Below are 16989 nucleotides of genomic sequence, written 5' to 3' on the forward strand. Positions count from 1 at the left end.
CACGGGCGCCTACACGCTGGTGCTGGCCTGGCTGCCGCCGTTTTATACGGAACTGGGCTGGAGCGCGGCCGACAGCGGCTTGCTGCTCGGTGGCCTGACCCTGGTGGAAGTGCTGGCGGGACTGGCGATTTCCAGCGTCATTCACCGCTTCCCCGACCGCCGCATTCTGCTGCTGTCCGTCTTGTTGTCCGTGCTGGCCGGCCTGGCTTGCCTGATCGTGGCGCCCGCGCAACTGGCCATTCCCGCCGTGATATTGCTCGGCTGCGGCATCGGCGCCCTGTTTCCCCTGTCGCTGATCGTCAGCATGGACCACGTGCGTGACCCGGCCGGCGCCGGCGCCTTGCTCGGCTTCGTGCAGGGCGGCGGCTACATCATCGCCAGCAGCATGCCCTTCATTGCCGGGCTGATCCGCCAGCATTCGTCCAGCCTGGCCCAGGCGTGGATGGTGATGGCGGGCGGCGTGCTGCTGTTGCTGCTGATCGCCGTGCGCTTCGCGCCGGGCGCGCGGCTGGCCGCTGCGCGCTAGCGTGCGCCTGGCGGGTGCGGCCAGCTGATATATTTCGGCCATGAACATCGTCGACCATTATTTAGCCGGCTTGCGTCAGGCCATGCCGCCGGAGCCGCTGGCGGAGCTGGCGCTGGCCAGCGGTGCCAGCGCGGCGCAACTGGCCAGCCTGCGCCAAACCTATCCGCTGTGCCCGGACAGCCTGCTGTATTTGCTGGGCAAGTACAACGGCACCTATTACCAGGAGTATGCGGGCGGCATGGTGCTGGTGTACATGCTGGGCTCGGACGTGTTCGAGTATCCGTATTACCTGAGTTCCGTCGAACAAATCCTGGAGGACGCGCAAGCGAACCAGCGCAGCATCGCCGACATCTATGGCCATTACCTGGAAGACGACCCCGGCATTGTCGACGCGCGCATCGACGCGGCCATCCGGCAGGGCCGGCGCCTGTGCTTTTCGCATTGCATGAACAATGGCGGCTCGTCGCGGCTGTATGTCGATTTCACGCCCACGGCATCGGGCAAGGTGGGACAGATCGTGCGCTTCCTGCACGACCCCGACAACTACCAGGTCATCGCCGACAGTTTCGACGCCTACCTGCAAATGCTGATCGATGACGATTACGGCTTCCTGATCGAGGACAATTTTGAATAGTCCGGCCGCGCCGCCGTTCCTGCTGCCGGCCAACCGCCGCATCGTGCTGTCCGGCGAGGATGCGCTGCGCATCCTGCGCGAGATCGAATTCCTGATGCAGTCGCTGCACCGCATTGGCCGCCATTACTATCCCGACGGCGACGATGGCGGCGCCGACGTCCAGCGCCGTGCGCGGTATTGCGCGGAAACGACGCGCTTCATCGACGCAGAGCAAGCGACGACGCGCCTGGCGCTGATGCGCCGCATCCTGTCCGCCCCATTCGACACTACCTTGGGCGACGACGACATGGACGATCTCGAGCGCGCCGTCGCCGCGCTGCCGCTGTGGCGCGCCCCCGGCGAGTCATCATGAAAACCAATTGAAATATACAATTCGATAGTTTTTCCTGTTCAGGACGTTTGTGCCGCCGGACGGCCTTACAATGCTAGGTTATGCGTTTTCGTGATATCAGACTGTGGCTAGCGGAAAATACCTAGCTAATTGAAAGAATCGGTCTGATAAAATCCGGAACACCCGATCGACCAAACAGGAAGGCAGCACAGCATGGATTCGTCATCTGATAAAAAAGAAGAATTGCGTCAACAATTGCGCTTGGCCGCACTCGAGTATCACGAGTGCCCGCGCCCCGGCAAAATCAGCGTGACGCCGACCAAACAACTGACCAACCAGCGCGACCTGGCGCTGGCCTACTCGCCAGGCGTGGCCGCTCCCTGTGAAGAAATCGTCATCGATCCGGCCAATGCCTATAAATATACGGCGCGCGGCAATCTGGTGGCCGTCATCACCAACGGCACGGCCGTGCTGGGACTGGGCAATATCGGCCCGCTGGCCGCCAAGCCGGTGATGGAAGGCAAGGGCGTGCTGTTCAAGAAATTCGCCGGCATCGACGTCTTCGACATCGAAATCAACGAATCGGACCCCGATAAACTGGTCGACATCATCGCTTCGCTGGAACCGACCTTCGGCGGCGTGAACCTGGAAGACATCAAGGCGCCCGAGTGCTTCTACATCGAGCGCCAGCTGCGCGACCGCATGAAGATTCCCGTCTTCCATGACGACCAGCACGGCACCGCCATCATCGTCGGCGCGGCTATCCTGAACGGCCTGAAGGCCGTCGGCAAGGAAATCGCGGCCTGCAAGCTGGTCGTCTCGGGCGCGGGTGCGGCGGCGCTGGCCTGCCTGGACCTGATCGTCGACCTGGGCTTCCCCCTCAAAAACATCTACGTCACCGACCTGGCCGGCGTGGTCTACAAGGGCCGCGCGGAACTGATGGACCCGGACAAGGAACGCTTCGCGCAAGACACGCCGCTGCGCACCCTGGGCGAAGTCATCCCGGACGCCGACATCTTCCTCGGCGTTTCCGCCGCCGGCGTGCTGAAACAGGACATGGTGCGCAAGATGGCGCCGAACCCGCTGATCCTGGCGCTGGCCAACCCGAATCCGGAAATCCTGCCGGAAGAAGTCAAGGCCGTGCGCAGCGACGCTATCATCGCCACCGGCCGTTCGGACTATCCGAACCAGGTCAACAACGTGCTGTGCTTCCCCTACATCTTCCGCGGCGCCCTCGATTGCGGCGCCACCACCATCACGCGCGAGATGGAAATCGCCGTGGTGCACGCGATCGCCGACCTGGCGCATGCCGAGCAGTCCGATATCGTCGCCACCACCTACGGCATCAGCAACCTGTCGTTCGGTCCTGAATACCTGATCCCGATGCCGTTCGATCCGCGTTTGCTGATCAAGATCGCGCCAGCGGTCGCCAAGGCGGCCGAGGATTCGGGCGTCGCCACGCGTCCGATCAAGGACTTGCAGGCGTACGCGGACAACCTGCAGCAGTTCGTCTACCGCAGCGGCACCTTCATGAAGCCGCTGTTCCTGATGGCCAAGTCCACGCCGGCCGAACTCAAACGCATCGTCTACGCCGAAGGCGAAGAAGAGCGCGTGCTGCGCGCCGTGCAAGTGGTGGTCGATGAAAAACTGGCGCGTCCCATCCTGGTGGGCCGTCCGCCCGTGCTTGAAGCGCGCATCCAGAAGTTCGGCCTGCGCCTGAAGCAAGGCGTCGATTTCGACGTCATCAACCCGGACTTCGACGAGCGCTATCGCGATTACTGGAATACGTACTACGCGATGACCAGCCGCAAGGGCGTCACCGAGGAATACGCGAAACTGGAAATGCGCCGCCGCCACACCCTGATCGGTTCGATGATGATCCACAAGGGCGACGCCGACGGCATGATCTGCGGCACCTTCGGCACCACCCAGCTGCACCTGAAATACATCGACCAGGTGCTGGGCAAGCGCGCCGGCAGCAATGTGTATGCCGCCATGAACGTCTTGATCATGCCGGAGCGCCAGCTGGTGATGGTCGATACGCACGTCAACGAGAACCCGGACGCCGGGCAGCTGGCCGAGATCACCATCATGGCCGCCGAAGAGATGACCCGTTTCGGCCTGTCGCCGCGCGCGGCCCTGCTGTCGCACTCGAACTTCGGTTCCAGCGACAGCGCCTCGGCGCAAAAGATGCGCGCCGCCCTGGCCATCATCAAGGAACGCGCGCCGGAGCTGGAAATCGACGGCGAAATGCACGGCGATACGGCGCTCGACAGCAAGCTGCGCCACAAGCTGATGCCGAACTCGGACCTGAAGCATGATGCCAACCTGCTCGTCATGCCGAACATCGAATCGGCCAACATCGCCTACAACCTGGTGAAGACGGCGGCCGGCAACGGCATCGCCGTGGGTCCGATCCTGCTCGGCTGCGCCAAGCCCGTGCACATTCTGACGCCATCGGCCACCGTGCGCCGCATCGTCAACATGACGGCCCTGTGCGTGGTCGATGCAGTCGCCCAGCGGAAAGTCTAAGCGTTAGCTGCACATGAAAAGCCGCCCCGTCCGCAAGGAGGGGCGGTTTTTTTACGTCGGCGCCACGGGCAAAGCCGTGGCGGCCGCCTGGCGGCGCAGGTAATAGTGGCGGTACAGCATGATCTCGCCCCACACCAGCAGCAGCGCCGCCAGCACGAACAGGCCCAGCGTGATCTTGAGCGAATTGAAATAGGCGCCCGCCTGGCGCTTGATGGCGTCGATGAAAATCATCGGCACTGATTTGTCGAGTTTGCTGAAGTCGGCCTGGCGCGCCACATCGGTGGTCAGGCGCACGGCCAGATCGGTGCCCAGGCTGGCCAGTTCGCCCGTCGCCTGGCCACGGAAGTTGGCGCCCTTGAGCGCTTCGCCCAGCACCTCGACCCTGGCGATCAGCTGTTCCTGCAGCACTTGCGTCAGCAGCACGCTGCCGCGGCGCAGAATGAATTCATTGATCCAGCGCGCCTTGCTGCGTTCCCAGTAGCTGCTGGACGTGGGCTGGTAATACATGCCTTGCACGAACGGTTCGAGCAGGCTGCGCATGCTGATGGGCTGGCCCGGGGCGATCAGCTTGACCTGCTGTTCCAGGTAGACGCGCAGCGCCGGCATCTGTGCCTCGACCACCGGTTGCAGATCGCGCTCGAGGGCCTGGTTGACCACGCGGTGCGCGCTGTGCACGGCGCCAAACCCGGCACCGAGGAGGGGCAGCGCGAGCAGGATCAGCACATAGCTGAGCTTGGCGGCCACATGCCAGGCGCGTGGACGGCGCACCAGCAGGCATTTTCTGGCCAGCTGGTAGCAGATGCCGAGCGCCAGCACAAAGCCGAGCACGCCATACAGCAGCATCCACGGCAGGACGGTCCACAGCAGCTCGCTGCCGAACGGCGCCAGGGCGCTGCCCCAATTGATCAGTTGTTGTTTCATCTACATTGCCTTGATATGGAAAATCAGGCAAGTATAGCCATTGTGCAACAGAACGTGGCGCGCGGGACCTCAGTGCGCCATCAGCACGGGCAAGGTCATCTGGCGCAGCACGGTTTCCGTGACGCCGCCCAGCAGGATTTCGCGGAAGCGCGCGTGGCCGTAGCCGCCCATCACCAGCAGGTCCGCATGCACTTCGGCGGCCATGGCCAGCAGCGCCGCGCCGATGTCGCCCGTAGTGATGGCCGCACGCACTTCGACGGGCACGCCATGGCGGCTCAGGTAGGCGGCGATGTCGGCGCCCGGGTGGCGTGCCGGCTGCGCATGACCGGCCGGCGGGTGCAGCAGGGCCAGCACCACCAGGCGCGCCGCGCGCAACAGGGGCAGGGCGTGGCCGATGGCGCGCGTCGCTTCCATGCTGCCATCCCAGGCCACCACCACAGTGTTGTCCATGTGCGCGAACTGGCCGCTGTGCGGCACGATCAGCACGGGGCGGGCCGCGTTCAGCATCACGTACGGCACCAGGTCGCTCATGGCGCCGGGCAGCGCTTCGCTGGCGTCGTGCTGGCTCAGCACGGTCAGGTCGCTGTAGCGGGCGCTGACGGCCATGCCGCCATCTTCGTCGTCTTCGATCAGGCGCCGCTCCAGCGAGACGGCGCCGGCCTGGCGCGCCAGCGTTTCAAACTGGTCCAGCGCCTGTTCCGCCTGCCCGTGCAGGGCGTTGATCTGTGCCGCCACGGCGGCGCCGCGCATGCCGCGGTTGTTTTCCAGGGTAAAGCGCGACATGCCGGTCATGGCGGCGCCGATCAGGTGCGCCTGGTGCGCGTGCGCCAGCCGTGCCGCGATGGCGATGCGCTGCGGCGCATGGCGCGACAGGTCGGCGTGGACGAGGATGGATTTATAGGCCATGGTGTCATTCGCTAGTCAGGATGGCAACAAGGCTAGAACGGCAACACGGGCAAGTCCAGCATTGCCGTGCTGGCCTGGGCTTTTCTTTTGCTGAGCTTGATGTGGATCAAGAAAATACGGCCCATGGCCATCTGCAAGCCCGCAATCGGAAAATCGCGGGCTATTTGATGTGCATCAAAATGCCTGCCCCCGCGCCAGCCATAATGGCGGTGAACTCCTTGCCCTTCCAGTGGTCTGCATTGGCGCCGGCGCCATCTGTCCGGCACTTTCTTGTGTGACGCAACAACACTGGCCGTGGCGGGAGTTCACTTCCCCGCCTGCCGCCGGCTTCGCCTGGCTCGGTGTGGCCGTTCTGCCTTGTGCCATGCTACATTCGCATCCTGTTTTTTCTGAAAGGATGACGATGCCCGTAGCCAGCAACTTCTTGCAGCATAATCAGCATGCCTGGGATGCCCAGGCGGCCCGGAACAGCCCGTGGTCGCAGCCCGTCGACAGCGCCACCATCGCCGCAGCGCGCGCCGGGCAGTGGCAAATCCATCTGACGCCCGGTCCCTTGCCGGCCGGCTGGCTGGGTGAGGTACGCGGCAAGCGCATCCTGTGCCTGGCCGGTGCCGGCGGGCAGCAGGCGCCCGTGCTGGCCGCCGCCGGCGCGCACGTCACCGTCTTCGATCTGTCTGAACAGCAACTGGCGCAAGACCGCATGGTGGCCGAACGCGACGGCTTGCAACTGGCCACCGTCCAGGGCGATATGCGCGACCTGGCCTGCTTTGCCGACGCCAGCTTCGATGTCATCATCCACCCCGTGTCGAACCAGTACGTGCCCGAAATCGCCCCCGTGTGGCGCGAATGCGCGCGCGTGCTGGCCGATGGCGGCGTGCTGCTGAGCAGTTTCTTCAACCCGGCCGTGTTCATCGGCGACCGCGATCCGCAATGGGCACAGCAGGGCTTGATACGGCCCCGTTTCGTGCTGCCGTATTCGGATGTGGAGGATATGGAAGCGGACGCGCTGGCGGCGCGCATGGAGAAGGGCGAGGCGCTGATCTTCGGCCACGGCCTGGACAGCCAGATTGGCGGCCAGCTGACGGCGGGCTTCGTGCTGGCGGGTTACCACGAGGAAATGCATCCCCACCCGCGCTTTGAAATTGAAAAATTCCTGCCCAGCTTTATTGCCACGCGGGCCGTCAGGCTGGCGCGCGCGGTATAGCGATCATTAGTTGTACGGCTGCAAGTCCAGCCAGACGGCATACGCCAGGCGCTTGCCGTTCCACAGGCCGCCGCCGCGGATGACGGCGTCGCACGAGGTCAGCTGGCCTACCAGGTCCATGCGGCCCAGGTTGCGGCGCAGGCGCAGGGCGTCGTTGTGCGACAGGTAGCCCACCAGCTGGCCGTCGATGAAGACGGCGATGGCCTTGTCCTGGAACGGGTTGGCATCGTCGCAGACGAGCAGGGCCAGGCATTTTTCTTCCGCATTGCCGGGACCGTGTTCGCCTGCCAGCTTGGCGATGGCGGGTTGGTACATCGCTTCGTTTTCCACTTCCGACGCAAAGCGCCCCTCGTCGCTCCAATGGTGCGCCGGTGCGCCCGCAGGGATCGCCGGCACATACTGGCGCACGGAGACGAGCGGCTTGTGCAGCGGTTTGACGGGCGTGCGGCCGCTGAAGACGTAGTACAGCAGGGCGATGACGATCACGATGGCAAGCAGGTAAAGCATGGTATCTCTCTGATTTCGAAGGTGGGAGCCGGGATCGCGGGCGTGCCGCGCGGCGTTGCCGCTACTATAGCAAGTTCGCTGCCCGGTCCCGGGTAAATCTGGCCATCAGATGGCGTCGCCGGCGCAGTGCGCGCGGGTCGTTCAGCACGATGGGCGAGGCGCCCGTCAGTCCCGAATAATACTGGCCGTGCCGGCGCAGGACGAAGGCATAGTCGCGCAGCGCGTGGCCGTGCGCCAGCATGCGCGCATCGCAATCGACCTCGATGGCAAAGCGCAGCCGGTGCAGCTGCCACCACAGGGGCAGGTTCCACGGCATGATCACGATCAAGGCGTAGGCCAGGGCCAGCAACTGCGGATCGCGCGCGGCCAGCCGGCATTGTGCGTGCGCCAGCAGCAGCGCCTGTTGCGGGGGAGGAATCAGTCGCAGCCAGACGGGCATCACGATGCGCGGCCGCAGCAGCCCCGCCACACAGGGACCGATACCGCCGCTCAGGAAAACGCGCGTGCCCAGCAGCGATGCTTTCTGCCAGCGCCGCTGGTGCGACAGCAGCCAGAGGCTGCGCAGCGCCAACATCAACAGCATGCCGCTCGATAAGACAAACCAGCCCAGTTTCAGCTGCGCCTGCTCCGCCGGCATGGCCGCCAGCACGCCGGGCAGCGACGCCAGGGGCAAGATGACGGACGCGGCGATGACCGCCAGCCACAGCCAGCGTGTCGTGCGCCCGCGCCCTTGCCGCGCGCGCTCGGCGCGCCAGGCGGCAGCGCTCAACAGCAGCGCCAGCGCCATGCTGCACAGTAGCCAGACCGGCATCGGGCGCCTAGCGCTTCAGCGCCATGCCGACGGAAGCGGGCGCCGTGTGCCTGAAACCGAATTGCGCGTACAGATCTTGCGCCTGACCATCGGCGATCAGGCTGACATACGCGCTTTCCGGCACGTCGCTGTCGATGAACTGGCGGATTTCGCGCATGATCAGCTTGCCCAAGCCCTTGCCCTGGTGGGCCGGCAGCACGGCGATATCGACCATCTGGAAGAAGCAGCCGCCATCGCCGATGACCCTGCCCATGCCCACCACGGCGTCGCCATGCAGCACTTGCACGGCAAACAGGGAATGCGGCAAGCCCTTGGCCGCCGCCTCCGCGGTTTTCGCGCTCAACCCGGCGGCGACGCGCAGCTGCTGGTAGGTGGCGATGGAGGGGATGGCCAGACGGGTGGTATAAGGTGATGCGGCGGTCAAGACGGTCTCCTGTGCAATATGGATGGAATGGCCATTATAGGCGGCGAGCGCGGCCGGGGGCGGCACGCTTTATTCACCGCGCCCTATCTCGTGCGCGGCGCTTTTGCGCTATGGTGGCGTCATTCATTTATTTGTTGAAAGCATGCCATGTCCGCAGGATTTACCGCCACCGAGTTGTCCGTTATTCATGAAGACGACGCCCTGATCACCACCCTGGCCGCGCCAGCGGGCAAAGGCGAGCCCGTCTACCTGATGCTGCAGCGCGCCGATGAATACGACGAGCAGGACGTGGCCACGGGCATGGACGAACCGTATATTGAATATGGCGGCCAGGAATTTGCCTGGTATGGCCACATGCACGCCGTGATCCTGCATCCGAACCGCTTGTCCGTGCAGATGGATGCCGAGGCCGCCATGCAGATGGATGACGACGGCCAGATCGACGTGCGTTTCAACCTGACGCCCGAGCGCTACGCCCAGTTGCAGCAGGCGCTGCGCACCACGTTCGAGGGCTGCGACTACTATCGCGAAGAACGTTGATCTGTGCGGACGGCACGGGCCATGGTGTCGCGTATGCTCGATAGCGGGTATTGACTGGGGGAGAAGACGATGACGGTGCTGATACTCGGTTTGCTGCTGTTCCTGGGCTTGCATTCGGTGCGCATCGTCGCCGAAGGCTGGCGCAGCGCCCAGCTGGCGCGCCTCGGCGAAAAACGCTGGAAGGGCCTGTATTCGCTCGTGGCGTTTGCCGGCCTGGGCCTGATCATCTGGGGCTACGCCCTGGCGCGCCAGCAGCCGCAGGCACTGTGGACGCCGCCCATGGGCTTGCGCCATGCCAGCGGCCTGCTGATGCTGTTCTCGCTGATCTTACTGGCGGCGGCGAATGTGCCGCGCAACCGCATCAAGACCCTGGTGCACCATCCCATGCTGCTGGGCACGCAACTCTGGGCCGTCGCGCACCTGCTGGCCAACGGCAACGTGGCCGACGTGCTGCTGTTCGGCGGCTTCCTCGCCTGGTCATCGGTGGATCTGGTTTCCGCCGTGCAGCGCGACCGCGCGGCCGGCGTCGCCTGCCAGGGCGGCACCGTCCAAGGCACCCTGATCGCCATCGTCGCGGGCTGTGCGCTGTGGCTGCTGCTGGCGTTCTGGCTGCACGGCGTGCTGTTTGGCGTGCGGCCGTTTGGATAGCGGGATCGAGCAAGCGAGGCAGATCAGCTTGCGCGTGCCATGGCGTTGACATAAAAAAGCATAAAAAAACCCGCAGCATCTGGCGATGGGCGGGTTTGATCAGGTACGACGAAAGTGTTCTGTGGTGCCGGGAGCCGGAATCGAACCGGCACGCTGTTTCCAGCGCGGGATTTTGAGTCCCGTGCGTCTACCTATTCCGCCATCCCGGCAACGCGAGACGCATTATCACTGATTTGTCACAATCTGGCAAGTTTTATGCTTGGCGTGCGTTTGGCACAAGCCTGGAGAATCGTTGACGGTGCTGATTCCAGCGCAAGAAGCGGAGTGCCGCGCCAGGCTTGCCGGCCTATCTTTTCCCTTTTAACCACTGAAGGGGAAGCAAATGTTGCAACTGGAAAATAAGGTCGCCATCATCACGGGCGCCAGCTCGGGCATCGGCCATGCGGCGGCGCGGCTGTTTGCGCGCCATGGCGCGCGGCTGGTGCTGGTGGCGCGGCGGCGCAAGGAGCTCGATGCGCTGGTGGCGCAACTGTCAGACGGCGGCGCGCAAGCCGTGGCCTGCGTGGGCGACGTGGTCGACTCTGCGTGCGCGCAAGGGGCCGTGGCGCTGGCGTTGCAACGCTTTGGCGGCCTCGATATCGCCTTCAATAATGCGGGCGCCCTGGGTCCCATGGGCCCCACGCCGGAGGTTTCCATGGAAGACTGGCGGGCGGCGGTCGACACTAATCTCACCAGCGCCTTCCTGGCGGCCAAGTACCAGCTGCCTGCCATGGCGGCGCGCGGCGGCGGTTCGCTGATTTTTACCTCGACCTTTGTCGGTCATACGCTGGGCATGTCCGGCATGGCCGCGTATGCGGCCAGCAAGGCGGGCGTGATCGGTTTGACGAAGGCCCTGGCGGCCGAGTATGGCGCGGCGGGCATCCGCGTGAATGCCCTGCTGCCGGGCGGCACCGATACGCCGATGGGGCGCGCAGTGGCGAATACGCCCGAAGCGCTGGCCTTCGTGGCGGGCTTGCATGCGTTAAAACGTCTGGCTACGCCGGACGAGATCGCCCGCTCGGCGCTGTACCTGGCGTCCGATGCATCGAGCTTCACCACCGGCACGGCGTTGCTGGCCGATGGCGGCGTGTCGATCGTGCGCGCATAAAGCATGCGCAGAAACGCCGACGGCCCGGGGATGAGCCGGGCCGTCGGTGCTGTGCTGCTACATCAAGCTCAGTTGTGAACCGAGTTCAGCTGGCGCGCGATGATGTCGTGGTTGAGCCAGACGACGGGCGCTGGCGGTTCCGACATGGTGTGGAACATCAGCGGGCCCGTGCCTTCCAGCACCAGCGAGCTCAGGTGGTCGGTGATCAGTTCCTTGCGGTCCTTGTGCAGCTTGGTGATGTCGTCCGAGGTGCCGATCATGACGTCGGCCAGCTCAGGGGTGTTGTCCATCGGCCAGGCGGCGAAGTTACGGAACTGCACGCTGGTGGCGTCGCCATTGTAGGCGGCGATACGGTCGAGCAAGTCTTGCAGCGACACGCCGTCTTCCAGCAAGCCCTGGCAGATTTTCCATTGCTCTTCGGCCCAGGCAGCGCCGCCTTCTTTTTTCAGCGCGTCGAGCAGGGGGAACAGCGACAGTTCCACGCCGACGAAAATGTCGGACGAATTCGTGCGGATTTCCGGGCAGTTGAAGACGGTCGCCTTGATGCCTTTTTCCCACGCAGCCTTGGCCACGTTTTCCAGGCGCATCTTGGCCAGGCCCTGTGTGTAGTTGCTGTAGGTTTGCCACTGGTATTTGCCGTCGATCAAGATCTCGGTGCCGTGGTAGCCGTAGGCGCTGTAGCGCACCTGGCCGCCCGTTTGCTCGATGCGGGCGCGGATGGCGGCGCTGCCGTCGATCAGGTGCCGCAGGGTGTTGGCCGTGACTTCGTCGAAGTTCATCAGGATCAATTTACCCAGGTCGCTGTCGAGCAGGGCGCGCGAGGACATGAAGCGCTCGCCGCGGCCTTTGTAGATGCGGTTGGCGATGGCCAGGAAGACTTTGACTTTCGGAATGCCGCCCGCCATGGTGTGGGCGAAATACACATTGCTGCCATCAGGAATCAGGCTGTCCAGTTCGGCCATGGCTTTTGCCACGGAAGCGCTGAAGCGGGCGATGCCGGCTTCGCGGCAGCGTTCGATCTGCGCCCAGTCCAGCTTGTCTTCCTGCCAGCTTTTCAGGGTCATGTCGGCCAGCAGGGCCGTCGGCGTCGGTTCGCCGGCTGGCGCGTCGAGGTCGAAACCGGCCATCAGCGGCACATTGATGATGCGGCCGCCCAGATTGGCTTCGGCTTCGGCCAGCTCTTCCGCGTTCAGCGGGCGCAGCGCCATGTTTTCATCGCGGCGGCCGACCGTCATGCCGACGATATGCATGCCCGCCTTGCGCGCTTCGTCCAGCAAGCCATTCACATAGCCGCGGCCGAACAGCTCGCCGAACAGCACAAAGGTGTCGCCCTTGCGGAAGATATTTTTTTGCGGGATGTCTCTCAGGGACGTGATCTCGGTCATGGTGTCAATTCATTCAAAAATTAGCAGGGCAGACGGCTGGTGCTGCCGCCCGCTGGTTCAACATAGTGTGAAATTATGCGCCATTTCAGCGGGGAAAATCGTCTTGCGAACGATTCTCGTCTGGAATGGCATCTTCTTCTGCATGCAGCTCTTATTCTTTCGCCAAGGCGTATTTTACGCTGCCCCGGCGCACAGCGCCCGCGGACTGGCCCGGCAGGCGCCGATATTACCTCAGCTTGGCCGCACAGGTCAGTAAAATTGATCTAAAACAAATCCTGCTGCCCCGAGACCAGGCGCGAAAAATCGTCGCCCAGGAAGGGCAATATGGCGTCCGCCACCGGCTGCAGCTGGCGGGTCAGATAGTGCTGGTAGTCGATGGGCGAGCGCCGCGTTTCCAGCGGTTCCGGTCCCGCCACCGTGATGACATAGCTGATCCAGCCGCCGTTCTGGTATTGCAGCGGCCGTCCCTGCGCCAGGTTGTAGGCGTCGGCCGTGCGCGCCGCGCGCACGTGGGGCGGCACGTTGCGCTGGTAATCGTCGAGCGGGCGGCGCAAGCGCTTGCGGTAGACCAATAAGGCGTCGAATTCGCCGCGCACGGTGCGCGCCACGTAGTCGCGCACATAGTCCTGGTAGGCGGCGCGCTGGAAGATACGTCGGTACAAATCCTGCTGGAATTGCTGCGCCAGCGGCGTCCAGTCGCTGCGCACCGTTTCCAGTCCCTTGTAGACCATCTGTTCGCTGCCGTCGGGCTTGCCCACCAGGCCCGCGTAGCGCTTCTTGCTGCCTTCTTCCGAGCCGCGGATGGTGGGCATCAGGAAACGCCGGTAATGCGTCTCGAATTCCAGTTCCAGCGCGTTCTCCAGGCCGAATTCCTCGCGTAAATGGGTATCCCACCAGGCGTTCACGTGCGCCACCAGGGCGCGGCCGATCTTGCCCGCTTCTTCATCCGTATGCGCCGTTTTCAGCCACACAAACGTGGAGTCCGTGTCGCCATAGATCACTTGGTAACCTTGCTCCGTGATCAGTTCGCGCGTGCGGTGCATGATGTCGTGGCCGCGCAAGGTGATCGACGAGGCCAGGCGCGGATCAAAAAAGCGGCAGCCGCTCGAACCCAGCACACCATAAAACGCGTTCATGATGATTTTCAATGCCTGCGACAGCGGCGCGTTGCGTTCGCGCTTGGCCGTCTCGCGCCCTTGCCACACCTGCTTGACGATGGCGGGCAGGCAATGTTTTACGCGTGAAAACTGCGCGCCCCGGTAGCCGGGCACGGTATCGGCTTCCTCGCCACCCGTGCCCACCACCAGGCCCACGGGGTCGATCAGGAAAGTGCGGATGATGGACGGGTACAGGCTTTTATAGTCGAGCACCAGCACGGAGTCGTACAGGCCCGACTGGGAATCCATGACGAAGCCGCCGGGGCTGTTTTCGCCCGAGACATCGCCCAGGTTCGGCGCCACGTAACCCTGCCGGTGCATCAGCGGCAAATACAAATGTTCGAAAGCGGCCACGGAGCCGCCGCTGCGGTCGGCCGCCAGGCCCGTCACGCTGGCCCGTTCCAGCAGGAAGGTCAGCAACTCGGTCTTGGCGAAGATGCGCGTGACCAGTTCGCAATCCTTGAGGTTGTAGCGCGCCAGCGCGGGCTTGTCTTCGCGGAAACGCCGGTCGATCTCGGCCATGCGCTGGTAGGGATTGTCGATAGACTTGCCTTCGCCCAGCAGGGTCTGCGCCACGTTTTCCAGGCTGAACGAGGAAAAATTCCATGTCGCCGAGCGCAGGGCCTCGATGCCGTCGATGATCAGGCGGCCGGCCGCGGCGGCAAAATAGTGTTCCTGCTTGCCACCATGCTCGCGCCATTCCATCACGGCGCCGCCGCGTCCCAGTTTCAACGGTACCTGGTAGCGCTCGGCATGTTCGCGCAGCACGCGCAAGTCGAACTGCACCAGGTTCCAGCCGATGATGGCGTCCGGATCGTGCCGCTCCATCCAGCTGTTCAGGCGTTCGAGGATCTGTGCGCGGCTGTCGCAGTAGTCGAGGTCGAAATCGAGCGGCTCGCCGTCGCCGTTTGGCGGCCCCAGCATGTAGACCTGGCGCTGGCCGCAGCCTTCCAGGGCCAGCGAATACAATTCGCCGTGCGCCGTCGTCTCGATATCGAGCGAGGCCAGTTTCAGGCTTGGCCGGTAGCCGGGCGCCGGTTTGAAATGCACGTCCTGTCCTGTTTCCCCGCTGACGCTGACCGGCGCCGTGATGAAACGCTCCATCAGGTAACGTTCGGGCGGGCGGATGTCGGCTTCGTACACGTCGATGCCGTGCGTGCGCAGCTGCTTTTCCAGCTTCAGCAAATGCCGGTATTGCTTGCAGTACAGGCCCAGCACGGGACGGTGGTGAAAATCGCACAGCGACAGGGGACGCAGCTCGGCATGGCGCTCGCCGCGCAGCAGCTGTTGCGCTTGCTCCTGCTGCTCCATGGGAAGGAAGGCGACGGCCGTCTGCACGGGCAGGCGCACGTGGCGGGGCCCGGCATCCGTTGCCAGCCAGAAATCGACCTCCGTGCCGGCGGGCGTGTCGCGCCAGTGGCGGGTCAGAATAAAGCCCTGTTCGGGCGGGTGCTCGGTGTTGCCTGTCATGGTACCGTGAGTATCTGGTGTGCTGGCCTGCACATTACAGCAAGCTGACGCAGGGCGGGGGCGGTTGCGGCTATAATTTTCTGCATCGAAGACGATAACAAGAGCGCGCCGCGCCACCCACCCCGGAGACAGCATGCAAGCAATGAGTTATGTACACGGCGCCCACGAGACGCCGTTGATCGGCGAAACAATAGGCGCCTACCTGGACGGCATCGCCGAGCGCTACGGTCAGCACGACGCCCTGATCGTGGCGCACCAGAACGTGCGCTGGACGTATCTTGAGTTCCAGCAGCGCGTGCATCGGCTGGCCGCCGGCCTGTTGAAACTGGGCTTGCAGCCGGGCGACCGGGTCGGCATCTGGTCGCAGAATTGCGCCGAATGGGTGCTGACGCAGTTTGCCACGGCGAAAGCCGGTTTGATCATGGTCAACATCAACCCCGCCTACCGCCGCTCCGAACTCGAATACGTGCTCGACAAGGTGCAATGCAGCGCGCTGATCCTGTCGCCCAGCTTCAAGTCCAGCGACTACCTGGCCATCGTGCAAGACGTGGTGCCGGAAATCGCCCGCAGTCGCGCCGGCGCCCTGCAGTCGCCGCGCCTGCCGCAATTGCGCCACGTCATCCGCCTGGGCGCGGCCGCCACCCCGGGCATGCACAACTTCGACGCGGTGATGGACGGCATCACGGACGCCGACCTGGCGCGCCTGGAAGAAGTGAGCGCGACCTTGCAGTTTGACGACGCCGTCAACATTCAGTTCACGTCCGGCACCACGGGCGCGCCAAAGGGCGCCACCTTGACGCACCACAATATCCTGAACAATGGCTTTTTCATCGGCGAAGCCATGCGCCTGACCGAACGGGACCGTTTATGCATCCCCGTGCCCCTGTACCACTGCTTCGGCATGGTGCTGGGCAACCTGGCCTGCGTCACGCACGGCGCGGCCATGGTGTTTCCCGGCGAAGGCTTCGATCCGAAAGCCGTGCTGGACACCGTGCAGGCCGAGCGCTGCACGGGCTTGCATGGCGTGCCCACCATGTTCATCGCCATCCTCGACCATCCTGATTTTAAACAATACGATCTGTCGAACTTGCGCACCGGCATCATGGCCGGCTCGCCTTGCCCGATGGAAGTCATGACGCGGGTCATCGAATTGATGCACATGGCGGAAATCACGATTGCGTATGGCATGACGGAAACGTCGCCCGTCAGCTTCCAGACGGCGATCGAAGACCCGCGCGAGATGCGCGTGTCGTCGATTGGCAGGGTCCACCCGCACCTGGAAGTGAAAATCATCGATGCGGAAGGGCGCATCGTGCCGCGCGGCGACAAGGGCGAATTGCTCACGCGCGGCTATTCCGTGATGCAGGGCTACTGGGGCGACCCTGAAAAAACAGCCGAGGCCATCGACGCGGCGCGCTGGATGCACACGGGCGACCTGGCCGTCATCGACGCCAACGGCTTTTGCAGCATCGTCGGCCGTTCGAAGGATATGGTGATACGCGGCGGCGAAAACATCTACCCGCGCGAAGTCGAGGAATTCCTGTACCGCCACCCGAGCGTGCTCGACGTGCAATGCGTGGGCGTGCCGGACGCCAAGTATGGCGAGGAACTGTGCGCCTGCATCATCCTGCGGCCGGGCACGCAGGCCACCAGCGAGGACATCCGCGCCTTTTGCGATGGGCAGATCGCCTATTACAAGATTCCCCGCTATGTGCGCTTCGTCGAGGAATTTCCCATGACGGTGACGGGCAAGATCCAGAAATATCTGTTGCGCCAGCAGGTGGCGACGGACCTGGGCTTGAGTACCGAATAAGTTTTTCGCCAGCCCATAAAAAAAACACCGGGA

Annotated in this window: 16 protein-coding genes and 1 tRNA gene; 9 read left to right on the forward strand and 8 right to left on the reverse strand. The window is 63.9% G+C overall.

The window, feature by feature from the left end:
• From CBW66_RS20140 to CBW66_RS20155, 4 genes are all read left to right on the forward strand, one after another.
• Positions 1-526, forward strand: a 526-nt coding sequence (locus tag CBW66_RS20140; protein ID WP_139843062.1) for an MFS transporter, incomplete at its 5' end; no start/stop codon positions are given.
• Positions 527-566: 40 nt separating this feature from the next.
• Positions 567-1160, forward strand: coding sequence for an SMI1/KNR4 family protein (locus CBW66_RS20145; RefSeq protein WP_086137219.1), 594 nt, complete (start codon positions 567-569; stop codon positions 1158-1160).
• Positions 1153-1512: a hypothetical protein gene (locus tag CBW66_RS20150; RefSeq protein ID WP_205701107.1), complete on the forward strand. Its 360-nt coding sequence runs from the start codon at positions 1153-1155 to the stop codon at positions 1510-1512. Before CBW66_RS20145 ends, CBW66_RS20150 begins: the two co-directional genes overlap by 8 nt.
• 192 nt (positions 1513-1704) lie before the next feature.
• A complete protein-coding gene (locus CBW66_RS20155; RefSeq protein ID WP_086137218.1) occupies positions 1705-4023 on the forward strand; it encodes an NADP-dependent malic enzyme in 2319 nt (772 codons plus the stop codon).
• A gap of 51 nt (positions 4024-4074) precedes the next feature.
• Here the strand turns inward: CBW66_RS20155 and CBW66_RS20160 are convergent, their stop codons facing one another.
• The gene (locus tag CBW66_RS20160) at positions 4075-4944 is read right to left on the reverse strand and encodes a hypothetical protein (protein WP_086137217.1); all 870 of its coding nucleotides are present in this window, start codon (positions 4942-4944) and stop codon (positions 4075-4077) included.
• A 69-nt stretch (positions 4945-5013) separates the two neighbouring features.
• Positions 5014-5850 carry a universal stress protein gene (locus CBW66_RS20165; protein ID WP_086137216.1) on the reverse strand — a complete coding sequence of 279 codons (837 nt, stop codon included), beginning with the start codon at positions 5848-5850 and terminating at the stop codon, positions 5014-5016.
• A gap of 397 nt (positions 5851-6247) precedes the next feature.
• Here CBW66_RS20165 and CBW66_RS20170 point away from each other — a divergent pair, with 397 nt between their 5' ends.
• A complete protein-coding gene (locus CBW66_RS20170; RefSeq protein WP_086137215.1) occupies positions 6248-7054 on the forward strand; it encodes a class I SAM-dependent methyltransferase in 807 nt (268 codons plus the stop codon).
• Positions 7055-7060: 6 nt separating this feature from the next.
• Here CBW66_RS20170 and CBW66_RS20175 read toward each other — a convergent pair whose 3' ends face one another.
• The 3 genes from CBW66_RS20175 to CBW66_RS20185 all read right to left on the reverse strand — a co-directional run bounded on the left by CBW66_RS20175 (position 7061) and on the right by CBW66_RS20185 (position 8796).
• A complete protein-coding gene (locus CBW66_RS20175) occupies positions 7061-7561 on the reverse strand; it encodes a hypothetical protein (protein ID WP_086137214.1) in 501 nt (166 codons plus the stop codon).
• A 64-nt stretch (positions 7562-7625) separates the two neighbouring features.
• Entirely contained in the window at positions 7626-8372 is a 747-nt protein-coding gene (locus tag CBW66_RS20180; protein WP_086137213.1) for a M56 family metallopeptidase, read from the reverse strand.
• 7 nt (positions 8373-8379) lie between these two features.
• Positions 8380-8796, reverse strand: coding sequence for a GNAT family N-acetyltransferase (locus tag CBW66_RS20185; RefSeq protein ID WP_086137212.1), 417 nt, complete (start codon positions 8794-8796; stop codon positions 8380-8382).
• 147 nt (positions 8797-8943) lie between these two features.
• Here CBW66_RS20185 and CBW66_RS20190 point away from each other — a divergent pair, with 147 nt between their 5' ends.
• Both CBW66_RS20190 and CBW66_RS20195 read left to right on the forward strand, forming a co-directional pair.
• Positions 8944-9336 carry an Imm10 family immunity protein gene (locus tag CBW66_RS20190; protein ID WP_070290944.1) on the forward strand — a complete coding sequence of 131 codons (393 nt, stop codon included), beginning with the start codon at positions 8944-8946 and terminating at the stop codon, positions 9334-9336.
• 69 nt (positions 9337-9405) lie between these two features.
• The gene (locus CBW66_RS20195; protein WP_086137211.1) at positions 9406-9984 is read left to right on the forward strand and encodes an NnrU family protein; all 579 of its coding nucleotides are present in this window, start codon (positions 9406-9408) and stop codon (positions 9982-9984) included.
• Positions 9985-10106: 122 nt separating this feature from the next.
• On the opposite strand, the gene CBW66_RS20200 is transcribed toward CBW66_RS20195, so the two are convergent.
• Positions 10107-10193 (reverse strand) — tRNA-Leu (locus tag CBW66_RS20200).
• 173 nt (positions 10194-10366) lie between these two features.
• Here CBW66_RS20200 and CBW66_RS20205 point away from each other — a divergent pair.
• Complete coding sequence (locus CBW66_RS20205) at positions 10367-11131, forward strand: SDR family oxidoreductase (protein ID WP_086137210.1); 765 nt, start codon at positions 10367-10369, stop codon at positions 11129-11131.
• 68 nt (positions 11132-11199) lie between these two features.
• Here the strand turns inward: CBW66_RS20205 and CBW66_RS20210 are convergent, their stop codons facing one another.
• The gene (locus CBW66_RS20210) at positions 11200-12516 is read right to left on the reverse strand and encodes a hypothetical protein (RefSeq protein ID WP_086137209.1); all 1317 of its coding nucleotides are present in this window, start codon (positions 12514-12516) and stop codon (positions 11200-11202) included.
• A 263-nt stretch (positions 12517-12779) separates the two neighbouring features.
• Complete coding sequence (locus CBW66_RS20215) at positions 12780-15143, reverse strand: DNA polymerase II (RefSeq protein ID WP_086137208.1); 2364 nt, start codon at positions 15141-15143, stop codon at positions 12780-12782.
• Positions 15144-15276: 133 nt separating this feature from the next.
• Between CBW66_RS20215 and CBW66_RS20220 the strand changes: the two genes are divergently transcribed.
• Positions 15277-16956: an AMP-binding protein gene (locus CBW66_RS20220; RefSeq protein WP_086137207.1), complete on the forward strand. Its 1680-nt coding sequence runs from the start codon at positions 15277-15279 to the stop codon at positions 16954-16956.
• Positions 16957-16989: the final 33 nt, after the last annotated feature.

It is taken from the genome of Janthinobacterium sp. GW456P (genome assembly GCF_002127655.1).
In the GTDB taxonomy this organism is placed as follows: domain Bacteria; phylum Pseudomonadota; class Gammaproteobacteria; order Burkholderiales; family Burkholderiaceae_D; genus Janthinobacterium.